General features: G+C 63.2%; 10 protein-coding genes and 2 pseudogenes. 8 read left to right on the top strand and 4 right to left on the bottom strand.

Translation table 11 applies throughout. The features are described 5' to 3' along the window. Together IPF85_RS20940 and IPF85_RS20935 are read left to right on the top strand one after the other, a co-directional pair. A partial coding sequence (locus IPF85_RS20940; protein ID WP_343410006.1) for an ABC transporter permease occupies positions 1-182 on the top strand: 182 nt, incomplete at its 5' end. A 124-nt stretch (positions 183-306) separates the two neighbouring features. Continuing rightward, positions 307-570, top strand: a complete 264-nt coding sequence (locus IPF85_RS20935; RefSeq protein WP_343410005.1) for a hypothetical protein — start codon at positions 307-309, stop codon at positions 568-570. A gap of 63 nt (positions 571-633) precedes the next feature. Here IPF85_RS20935 and IPF85_RS20930 read toward each other — a convergent pair whose 3' ends face one another. Further along, complete coding sequence (locus IPF85_RS20930; protein ID WP_343410004.1) at positions 634-807, bottom strand: hypothetical protein; 174 nt, start codon at positions 805-807, stop codon at positions 634-636. 442 nt (positions 808-1,249) lie between these two features. On the opposite strand from IPF85_RS20930, the pseudogene IPF85_RS20925 reads away from it, so the two are divergent. The 6 genes and pseudogenes from IPF85_RS20925 to IPF85_RS20900 all read left to right on the top strand — a co-directional run. Continuing rightward, positions 1,250-1,609 (top strand): annotated as a pseudogene (locus tag IPF85_RS20925) (glutamine synthetase); the annotation flags it as partial. A gap of 64 nt (positions 1,610-1,673) precedes the next feature. Beyond that, positions 1,674-1,916: a hypothetical protein gene (locus IPF85_RS20920; protein ID WP_343410003.1), complete on the top strand. Its 243-nt coding sequence runs from the start codon at positions 1,674-1,676 to the stop codon at positions 1,914-1,916. Then, positions 1,882-2,148, top strand: a pseudogene (locus IPF85_RS20915) (type I glutamate--ammonia ligase); the annotation flags it as partial. The gene IPF85_RS20920 and the pseudogene IPF85_RS20915, both read left to right, overlap by 35 nt. Before the next feature lie 73 nt (positions 2,149-2,221). Beyond that, positions 2,222-2,746: a hypothetical protein gene (locus IPF85_RS20910; RefSeq protein ID WP_343410002.1), complete on the top strand. Its 525-nt coding sequence runs from the start codon at positions 2,222-2,224 to the stop codon at positions 2,744-2,746. 10 nt (positions 2,747-2,756) lie between these two features. Then, on the top strand, positions 2,757-3,113 hold the full coding sequence (locus IPF85_RS20905; protein WP_343410001.1) for a rhodanese-like domain-containing protein: 357 nt from the start codon (positions 2,757-2,759) through the stop codon (positions 3,111-3,113). After that, complete coding sequence (locus IPF85_RS20900) at positions 3,110-3,685, top strand: sulfite exporter TauE/SafE family protein (protein WP_343410000.1); 576 nt, start codon at positions 3,110-3,112, stop codon at positions 3,683-3,685. Before IPF85_RS20905 ends, IPF85_RS20900 begins: the two co-directional genes overlap by 4 nt. 900 nt (positions 3,686-4,585) lie before the next feature. On the opposite strand, the gene IPF85_RS20895 is transcribed toward IPF85_RS20900, so the two are convergent. The 3 genes from IPF85_RS20895 to IPF85_RS20885 form a co-directional block, all read right to left on the bottom strand. Next, positions 4,586-4,780: a hypothetical protein gene (locus IPF85_RS20895; RefSeq protein WP_343409999.1), complete on the bottom strand. Its 195-nt coding sequence runs from the start codon at positions 4,778-4,780 to the stop codon at positions 4,586-4,588. Between the two features lie 500 nt (positions 4,781-5,280). Next, entirely contained in the window at positions 5,281-8,595 is a 3,315-nt protein-coding gene (locus IPF85_RS20890) for a carboxypeptidase regulatory-like domain-containing protein (RefSeq protein WP_343409998.1), read from the bottom strand. Beyond that, positions 8,490-10,022 carry a hypothetical protein gene (locus tag IPF85_RS20885; RefSeq protein ID WP_343409997.1) on the bottom strand — a complete coding sequence of 511 codons (1,533 nt, stop codon included), beginning with the start codon at positions 10,020-10,022 and terminating at the stop codon, positions 8,490-8,492. The genes IPF85_RS20890 and IPF85_RS20885 overlap by 106 nt, the downstream gene beginning before the upstream one ends. Positions 10,023-10,255: the final 233 nt, after the last annotated feature.

Genomic DNA, 10,255 nt, shown 5'->3' with positions numbered 1-10,255 from the left:
CCAGCCTATCAAACTGTCAATGCAGCAGTTCGACCCTGGCGCAGGGCAGCTTCCTGACAGAGGATCAGGTGCGCAGCGTGGCGCCGGTGGTGGTCTCACTCAACCCTGGCGCAGATCTGTTTGGCAAGCGGCGAGTGGCGGTGGGGCAGACGGTGCGCATCAAAAACCAAACGTTGACGTGATCGGTGCTGACACCCGGAGGCGGCGGCGCCTTCGGCTCGGTGGATGACCGCGCGTTCGTGCCGATCTCAGTGGCCCAACAACGCCTGTTTGGCGGGCGCACGCCGGACGGTAAGCCACTGCCAGGTGTCCGCCATCACCCTGGCCGCAGAACAGCGAGGACCTGCAGCCATCCAGCAGCGCGTGACCGCCCTGCTCGGGATCGTCATCAGGCGAAGGCGGACGGCAGCGCAGATGATTTCCAGCATCGTGAATCCAGTCGTTCCTGGGCACGTTGAGCATGATCACCACCTCGCTGACGGTCTTCTGGCCGCCATCGCCGGTATCTCGCTGCTCGTGGGTGGCATCGGCATCACGGACATCATGCTGGTCAGCGTGACCGAGCGCTAATTCAAGGAGATTGGCCTGCGCAAGGCGGTGGGCGCACCTTTGAGCAGGACATCCTCTGGCAGTTCATCGTCGAGCGCGCTGGTCATCAGCCTGACCGGCGGCCTGATCGGCCTGGTCCCAGGCGTTGGCCTCGGCCCTGCTCGTCAGCCTGACAGGGCTGCTGACCGCGGCGATCACGCTCGACGCGGTGCTGCTGGCGCTCGGCTTCTCGTTGATGGTCGGCCTCTTTTTCGGCATCTACCCACGCGCCGGGCCGCCCGCTTGAACCCGATTGATGCCCTGCGCTACGAGTAGACGCAGGCGCCAAATTCATGCTGCGGCCCCGGGCCGCCGTTCAGCGGCGGCCCGGGGCTGTTGTCATTCCCACATGCCGGGCATTCTCAGCGCGCCGGGCAGGGGCCGGCTCCATAGTTGATGCGGGCCGGCGCGCGAGTCCCCGGCGGCCGGCTGGCCGTGACCCCAACGCCGGTGCGCTGGCTGATAAAGACGCCCATATCCTGATGATTCTGATCCGTGGCATGGATGACAATGGCGTTGCTGTTGGGCGGAGGCGCAGCCTGGCCGCGAAGTCTTGTGCGGCGGTATCGGCAAACTGGCCGGCGTTCCAGCCGGCGTTGTTCTTGAGCTTCTTTGTTTTCGTGGCCGCGGTTTCAACCGCCGGATGGTCGTTTTATGACGTATGCCATTGCCGGGTGTGCGTGAACACGCTACGATGATTGGGCATCCTGCAAAAACGTCAGCAGTCACACTTTTCGAGGAGGAAACGACGATGTTTACCACCTTTGCCGAGGCGCAAGCCTTTGTGCGCAAACAGCAGTTCGCGATGATTGATCTCAAGTTTACCGACCTGGCCGGGCGTTGGCACCATGTCACCGTGCCGAAGAGCCAGTTCAATGAACACCTGATGCGTGACGGCGTCGGTTTCGACGGCTCGTCGGTTGGCCTGCGCTCAGTCAAGTCGGGCGACATGGTGTTGATTCCTGATCTGAGCACGGCCTTCGTTGATCCCTTCTGGGATGTCCCCACCCTGAGCTTCATCTGCAGCGCGTTCGAGGCCGATACCAAGCTGCCCTTCGGTCGTGATCCGCGCAACATTGCGATTCATGCCGAAGCGACGATGGGTCAATGCCGCCTCCTACCGCGTGGAGAGCAGGGAGGCCGATTGGCAGAGCAGCCGCGGCGGACATGGGCACTTGATCCCGCGCCACGGCGGCTATCACGTCATTCCGCCCAAAGACCAGCTCTTCAATCTGCGCAGCGAAATGGTGATGGAACTGGAGAAGATGGGCATCGAGGTCAAGTATCACCATCATGAGGTGGGCGGGCCAGGCCAGTGCGAAAATTGAAACGCCGATGATGGGCCTGGTGCGCAGCGGCGATGCCACGCAGATGGTCAAGTATGTCACCAAGATGGTGGCGCACCGGCGCCAGCAGACGGCCACCTTCATGCCCAAGCCGCTCTACGGCGAGGCCGGCAACGGCATGCACTTTCATCAACATCTTTTCAAGGCCGCTCAGAATGTGTTCTATGACGCTGATGGCTATGGCAAGTTGAGCCAGACGGCGCTGTGGTACATCGGCGGCCTGCTCCAGCATGGCCCGGCCGTTCTAGCCTTCACCAACCCGTCTACCAACTCCCTATCGTCGCCTGGTGCCCGGCTTCGAGGCGCCGGTCAACGCCTTCTTCAGCCTGGGCAATCGCAGCGCGGCCATCCGCGTGCCCAAGTATGCCGATCAACCGGACACCGCGCGCTTCGAGTTCCGTCCGCCCGACGCCACCGGCAACATCTACCTGGCTTTGGCCGTGCAGTTGATGGCCGGTCTGGATGGCATCCGCCAGCAGATGGACCCACGTGCGCTCGGCTTTGGCCCGATTGACCAGAACATCTTCACCTGGAGCGATGAGCAGCGCAAGGCGATCAAGCCGCTACCGGCCTCGTTGCGCGAGGCGCTCGACGCGCTGGTGCGCGATCACGAGTTTCTGCTGCAAAATGACGTTTTCGACGCCGGCCTGATCGCCGACTGGATCAAGGCCAGGTATGACGAATACTACGGCGTGCGCAACCGCCCGCACCCGGCCGAAATTGCGCTGTACTACGACGTGAGATTGCTGTGTAACCTTTTGCCTGTGGTTTCATCCAACACGGGAGTGTGCGACAATCCAGTAAATAGATGAGGACAACACGATGGATTTTTTCAGGCGACTCTTGGGCGGCGGCTCGATTGCGGCGATTAGCGCGAGCGAGGCGGGTCAGCGTTTGCGCACTCAGCCCGCCCCGTTCATTCTCGATGTGCGCCAGCCCGAGGAGTACAGACTCGGTCACATTGCCGGCGCCATGCTGATCCCACTGGGCGAATTGAGCCAGCGCCTCAAGATCTCGCCGCGCGAACGCGAAATCCTGTGCGTCTGCCGCTCCGGCAACCGCAGCCGCAGCGCCACGCAGCAGCTCCTTGCCCAGGGTTTCAAGGCCGTCAACCTGAGCGGCGGCATGATTGCCTGGGAACAGGCTGGCCTGCCGGTGAAGAAGGGCGCGGCCAAGTGAATAGCCTGCCGTTGGACCTGGCGCTCGGCTTCGTGATCGGCCTTTCGCTCGGACTTTTGGGCGGCGGCGGCTCTATCTTGACCGTGCCGGCGCTGGTTTACCTGGTTGGCCAGACGCCGCAGGTCGCGATCACCACATCGTTGGCGATTGTGGGGGCGACCAGCGCGCTGGCCGCGCTGTTTCATCGCGCGCAGGGCACGCTCAACTGGCGCGTGGCCCTGCTCTTCGGCGGCGCCGGCATGGCCGCGTCCTTCCTGGCCGCGGGCCTCTCGAAACGTTTCAGCCCTGCGCTCCTGCTCGTGGCGTTTGCCCTGCTGATGCTGATCATCGGCGGGTTGATGTTGGCGCCGCCGGCACTGAGGCGCGTGTCAAAAGCAAAACCGGGCGACGCTTGTCAGGCGGGTCAAATTCATACCAACGGACTTCGCCACGCTTCATTCCTCACCCCAACTTCTTTGTTCACTTTCCCAGACATCAAATTCATCGGCGACCACCGGCATCCGCTGGTATGCTGTGATTTCTTGTTGCTCCAATTCGGCAACCGTTATTTCGCCGAACCATCGTTTCAATAGTTGCAGGACCAACTCAGAGACCGAAAGCCCGGCAGGACGTGCGGCTCGTTCCAATCGTTGAAACAAGACCTCATTCAGAGTCAATTCCATGGTGCGCATTGTCATCAGACTTCACCTCTCAATTTGGCATTCATGGTCTATGGTATTTGATGCAGCTATTATACACCATCGGAAATGGATTGTCATCTGATCCGGGATTTTGTCTGTCTCGATCACAATCCATTCGCCTGGTGGATCTGGAACGGAACATGACATGACCGTGACCGCGACGAGATGACGACCTCAGAGGCACGCAACGCTGTGACAGGCTGCTGCCACGAATTACACGAATTGAGTCGCCCCAACACCAACCGCTTTAGCAGGTTTCGGATCGACCGTGAATTCATTCACGGGGTGCCGAAGAACGCCCAACCCGCCCCGGAAGGAGCGCGCGGGGGCATCTGGCTTGCCCGGCGATTCGAGCGGCAGCCAGCCTGCGCAAGGGGATTCCACATCCCCCTCGCAGGGCTGCGGCAAGATGACGACCTCAGAGACGCACGGCATCCGCGCCAAGCTGCTACCACGAATTACAGGAATTGAGTCGTCGCACCCAACACCAACCTGCTTTGAGCAGGTTTCGGGTGTATCAGACCGTGAATTCATTCACGGGGCTGCCGAAGAATCGCCCAACCTTGCGCAGGCCCGCCGGGTAAGGAGCTTGCGCCGCGGCGGGCGTTTGCGGCTTGCCCGGCGCTGTGGGGGGCAGCCAGCCTGCGCAAGGGGATTCCACGTCCCCCTCGCAGGGCTGCGACGAGATGACGACCTCAGAGGCGCACGGCATCCGCGCCAGGCTGCTGCCACGAATTACACGAATTGAGTCGTCGCACCCAACACCAACCTGCTTGAGCAGGTTTCGGTGTATCAGACCGTGAATTCATTCACGGGGCGGCCGAAGAATCGCCCAACCTTGCGCAGGCCCGCCGGGTAAGGAGCTTGCGCCGCGGCGGGCGTTGTCGGCTTGCCCGGCGATTCGGGCAGCAGCCAGCCTGCGCAAGGGGATTCCACGTCCCCCTCGCAGGGCTGCGCCGAGATGACAATCTCAGAGGCGCACGGCATCCGCCAGGCTGCTGCCACGAATTACACGAATTGAGTCGTCGCACCCAACACCAACCTGCTTTAGCAGGTTTCGGTGTATCAGACCGTGAATTCATTCACGGGGCGGCCGAAGAATCGCCCAACCTTGCGCAGGCCCGCCGGGTAAGGAGCTTGCGCCGCGGCGGGCGTTGTCGGCTTGCCCGGCGCTGTGGGGGGCAGCCAGCCTGCGCAAGGGGATTCCACGTCCCCCTCGCAGGGCTGCGCCGAGATGACGACCTCAGAGGCGCACGGCATCCGCGCCAGGCTGCTGCCACGAATTACACGAATTGAGTCGTCGCACCCAACACCAACCTGCTTTAGCAGGTTTCGGTGTATCAGACCGTGAATTCATTCACGGGGCGGCCGAAGAATCGCCCAACCTTGCGCAGGCTCGCCGGGTAAGGAGCTTGCGCCGCGGCGGGCGTTTGCGGCTTGCCCGGCGCTGTGGGGGGCAGCCAGCCTGCGCAAGGGGAGGGGAGTGCTCACTCGCGTGAGGCCGCTTCCAAAATGGTCAGGGTGATCGGGACGGTGTTGGCGTCGTACGGGGTGTTGGTGCGCACGCGCAGTTGAGCCTGGTACGTGCCCGGCGCCAGGTTGGTGTCGAAGGTCAGTACGACTGCCTGGCTGCTGGCCGCGGCCAGGGTTCCGCTCAGCACCGACGTGGTCAGCCAGGGGATTTGCATCCAACTGCAGGCATCGCTTTCGCCCGATTCGATTTCGTAGACACGCTGCGTACTCTGGTTGACGGCCCACAGATGCCCGCTGCAATCCATGTCCAGGCCGGCCTGGGTGAACTGAGCGAAGCTGGATACGTTGAAACCACCGATCACGGCGAAGTCGGCGGCCACATCCATCACATAGACGTCCAGCCCGCTGTCGGCGTTGGTCATGACAAAGAGGTGCCCCGTGAGTGGATTGAAGGCCAGGCCCGATGTGTCAAGCTCGGTGTAGATCGAACGTAGAATCCGACCATCGGGCGCCACCACATACAGGCTGCGATCGTTCCAGCTACCCACGTAATAGGCGTCGGCGATGGGGTCGTAGGCAAGCCCGCGCTGCGAGGCCGCAAACGCGGGGCAGATGCGGCGGCCCGTGCTGATCTTGGTTGCGGGATCAAGCTCGTGCAGGCAGTTGTCGCCGCCCACATTGACCTGCCACAGGCGGTTCGTCAGCACGTCGAATGCCATGTCGGCGGCAAACGACCCGACCCAACTCGAGACGTCAATGCTGTCGGTTGTGGGAGTGCCTGCGGGCAGGAAACGGTAATCGCGATCATCTCCCCCCACACTGCCGATGTTGCTCAGCCAAAGGTCGTTGGCTGTGGTGTCGAAGCCAACACCCCACGCGTAGGGGAGCTGCGTCGGCCAACTGCTGATGATACGGCCTCCGGCCAGGATGGGCACGTCTGGCGGTGGCCCGGACGCCAGCGCGGCGCGGGTGGGGTCGTTGTTAGGCCGCGTGTTGACAGGAGCCGCGGGGCGCACGGTCGGGCGCGCATTCTCGGCTGCAGGCGCCGTCGGCGGCGGGAGGTTGATGGGCAACAGTTCGAACGTCAGGCTCAGGGCGCCGGTGTTGCTCAGGGTCAGGGTGAACGAAAGCGGTGCGCCGGCCGCGACCCCAACGTTGACCGCCGGGGGCACAACCTGCAGCATGCCCGCAGGCAGGTGGAAGTCTTGCGCCAGCACCGCGCCATCGGGGATGTCCAGGCAGACGCGGTCGCTGCCATAGGCGTCGGTGGCTGTCGCCAGGAAACAGGTCTGTCCGGGCGCAGCAAACAGGGTGTAGAAGCCATCCTCCAGCAGAGGATCATCGGGTGTTGATAGTGTGCTGACGGCCACGCCGGTGGTTTCATTGCGTACGGTGGCGCCGATGATGCCGGCGTTGGTGTTGGCGTCACGCACGATGCCGATCATGGGGCTGCCGGGCAGGGACAAACACGGCCGCGACGGCGCGAGCGGGGCATTTTGGATCGAGACATCGTCCACGTACCAGCCAGGCAGGATAGCGGAACTATCAGTCCAAAGGCGGAAGCGGAAACGGAAATTGGACACGTCGAAGGAGGGATCGAGATCCACCGAGACCTTGCCCCATTCTATCACGTCAATGCTGCCGCTGACCGGCCCATAGGCGCGCGTCCAGGTGACCCCGTTGTCCTTGCTGACGCCCAGGGCTGCGAAGTCAGAAGAGGGTTCGGTCAACAGCCATTGCCACCAGGTGATCCGCGCGGAACGACCGGCCAGGCTGGAGAGATCAAGCGGCGGCGAGACGATGAAGCCATCCTCGCGATCGGTGTAGTTGCCGGCCAGGCTGGTAGCCCAGACCTTGCTGCCGGAGTGCGCCCGACCTGGGCCGTTGGTCGGCGTACCCCAGGCCCAACTGCTGGCGCCGCGCACGGAGGTCTTGATAAAACCGCCATCATTGGTCTCGAAGTTCTGGGTGTAGACGGTGGTCGTTGGGGGCAGTGGGACAACTTCGATGCCCACATCATCCATGTACCAGCCAGGACCGACAACCGAGTAATCCGTGCGGAAGATGAAACGGATGCGGAAGTTGCGCACGGCATAGTCGGCGCCCAGGCTCACAAAATGTTCGGCCCAGGCCAGATCCACGTTGCCAGACACCTCGCCGTACACCTTGCTCCACGTGATGCCGCCGTCGTTACTGACCGCGACGCGGGCAAAGTCATAGCCGCGTTCGGACTGCAGGTATTGCCACCAGGAAATGAAGATGGCTGAGCCGGCGTATGCGCTCAGGTCAATGTCTGGCGAGACGACGTAGCCATCTTCGCCGTTGAGATAGGCGCCGTTCGGATTGGTGGCCCACACCTTAAGCCCTGAATGCGCGCGGCCGGGGCCGCTGTTGGGTTGACCCCAGGCCCAAGAGGTGGCGCCCTGGGTGGTGTAACCGCCGTCGTCGTCTTCGAAATCCTCGGAATAGACAAGGCTGCGACCGTAGCCCAATGCGCTGCACGTGGCGTCCACCGGCAAGGCAAAGTCCTGCGTGACGCTGGCCACGGTGGGGGTGATGGTGCGCGTGGCCGTTTGATAGCCGTTGCCGACGGCGGTGACCACCACCTGGTAAGCGGCCCCGCGCAGCAGGTTGACCTGGTACGCGCCGGTTTGCGGATTGCTGTAGACGGTGCGGGTGTAGCCAGGCGTCGAGAACTGCAGGCGCGCGTAGAGCGGCTGACCCTCGCGCAGGGACGCATCGGTGACATGGCCGGAGACGATGGTCGCGGGCAGCGGGGTGAGGGCAATGTCCTGCGTGGTGGTGGCGCCATCGCTAATCGTCACTGGTGCTGTGCCGTTAGCGTGGCCGTAGGCCGAAGCCTGCAAGGTGTAGCTGCCAGCCGGCAGGGCGACAAACTGATATTGACCAGCGGCATCACTGAAAGCGATATACCCACTGAGGTTGACCAGGGCGCCGCTGAGTGGCTGCGCGGTTTCGGCATCGGTCACAACGCCGGACAGGCTGCCATGCGGCGCGCTGGGACAGTCGGCAAACTGGAAGGCGCCGATGCGCGTGTGCCACTCATAGCCGGTGGTTGCCGGGTAGTATTCACTGGTGTACCAGAGGGTGCAATCATCGGTCGGGTCCACGGACATCATGCTGTAATCGCCCCAGCGTGAGGATTCGGAGGCCTGAGACCCGCCGCCTTCCATGAAGGAGGTTTCCAAGCGCGGCAGCGTGTTCAGCGGATCTTCGGCGCGGCGACCAATGTAGCGCACGGACGGATAGACCGTGGGGCTGGACGCGGTGTAGCCGATGGCCAGGTTGCCCTGGCCGTCCATGGCCATGCTCGCCATCCAGCGGTGGGCTGTGCTGCCCGACCAATCGCCAGCATAAGTGCCCTGTTGATAGATTTCCCAGGCGCTTGCCGTGCGCCGCAGTTCGTACCAGCGGATGCCGGCGCGCCATTGCCGGCGTCCACGGTATGATTGGCGAGCAGCGTGGCATGATCGCCGAAATTGCGGTAGACCAGGCGGTGCATCAAGCGGTCGCCAATGGCATCCAGGTAGGCGTCGTCCCCCGCGCCTGGCTGCGGAATGCAGTTACGCGTGACGCCGACGCACGGCAGGGGCGTCCAGGCCGCGGTCGGCAGAATCAGATTCGGCTGGCCGGCCTGGCCAAAGGTGGAACTGCTGGGTGCGGTCCAATCCACATGAAACTCCCACAGGCGCAGGGCATCCTGCGGACCGATCCAGCCTGCGTCGTCCACTTCGGCGAAATAGCCAGGGGTGCCTGCGGGCGGCGGCGGGCCGTCCAGGTCCGCTGGCAGGATGCCGCCAAAGTCGGGGTTGACGCTGGCGAGATCGAAGTGTACCAGGCGCGCGGGCAGCCCTTGCAGCATTTGCAGGCGCTCGAACGCCCAGACGCCGGCGCCGGCAAAGCTGATGTTGGTGAAAAGATTGGCCGTCATGTAGTAGGCATCCGGCCAGACGCCGAGCTTGGGGTAGTCGTTGAACTTGTCGCGTTTGACGAGAAAGGCATAGCGGTGCCAGGCGCCCAGGGGATCGCCGCTCTGAGAAATGGCAATACACTGGTAGACATCGCCCGGCAGGGCATTGGGCCAAGCCATGTAACTGAGCAGCCAGCGGTCGGCCAGATGATCGTAGAGGGCAATCGGATCGCCGCTGTCGTACTGTTCGCAGCCGGTGCCAAAGCCCGCGAAGAGGGTGGCCTCATTGACGGGGCCAAAGAGCAGGTCGCCGTTCTTGCTGAAGACGGCAAACGAAATGTTGACGAACTGCACATAGTGGTTGGGGCCAACATCGCCGTTGGTGTCAGGCGGCAGCAGCCTGTCCACATTGCCAATGCCCTCGAAACTGCGCAGGGGGCCTGGCAGCCGCTCGGCGCCGACCGGGGCGATTTGGAGGGCGGCATCGGTCGTGAACACACGGGTCTTGGCGCCAGCCTGGCCCTTGGGGAGGGGGAGTAAGGGTTGGGCGACGATCTTGTGCTCGGTCTGCGACGCCGACGCCAGTTGACGCAATGGGGCTGAGGTGTCATTCTTGAACGAGAGGGCGATTTCCGGCGGCGGCGCACCGGGTGAGGGCGCACGGTTGGCCGGCGCCTGATCGGCTTGTGTGGCGGTGGGGGTCATGCTGAGCAGCAGGGCCATCAGGAGGCAGAGTGTCAGCCAGATCAATGACAGGTGCGTGTGCCGGCTACTCAACGGTCGAGGTGCAGGCATAACAGGGTGCGTGCGAAACCGATGTGACATAGGATGCTCCTTGACAACCTGCGTGGGTACCCGTCGTTTGAGGCACGAGGGTCGTGGTGCGGAGCAGCAGGTTGACACATGAATTGTATGGGCGAACCGGTGGAATGTCAAGACACCTGGCGGGCGCACCAAGCGCCAGCGCTCCGCCAGCATTTGCCCGGCGGCGTCATCTGCGGTATGCTTGGCGCATGCGTAGGTACAACGGAAAGCAACGCCCGCCAGCCTGACCGACC

Origin of the sequence: Candidatus Amarolinea dominans (assembly GCF_016704685.1) — a bacterium.
In the GTDB taxonomy this organism is placed as follows: Bacteria; Chloroflexota; Anaerolineae; order SSC4; family Amarolineaceae; genus Amarolinea; species Amarolinea dominans.
The sequence above is the reverse complement of the archived record's forward strand: the minus strand, read 5'-3'. Positions and strand labels throughout refer to the sequence as shown.

Excerpts from the sequence above, each read along its gene's own strand:
- IPF85_RS20930 (WP_343410004.1), bottom strand. The coding sequence starts at position 807 with ATGCCGAAAAAGAGGCCGACCATCAACGAGAAGCCGAGCGCCAGCAGC.
- IPF85_RS20905 (WP_343410001.1), top strand. The coding sequence starts at position 2,757 with ATGGATTTTTTCAGGCGACTCTTGGGCGGCGGCTCGATTGCGGCGATT.
- IPF85_RS20890 (WP_343409998.1), bottom strand. The coding sequence starts at position 8,595 with ATGGCCATGGACGGCCAGGGCAACCTGGCCATCGGCTACACCGCGTCC.
- IPF85_RS20885 (WP_343409997.1), bottom strand. The coding sequence starts at position 10,022 with ATGTCACATCGGTTTCGCACGCACCCTGTTATGCCTGCACCTCGACCG.
- IPF85_RS20920 (WP_343410003.1), top strand. The coding sequence starts at position 1,674 with ATGCCGAAGCGACGATGGGTCAATGCCGCCTCCTACCGCGTGGAGAGC.
- IPF85_RS20895 (WP_343409999.1), bottom strand. The coding sequence starts at position 4,780 with ATGCCGTGCGCCTCTGAGATTGTCATCTCGGCGCAGCCCTGCGAGGGG.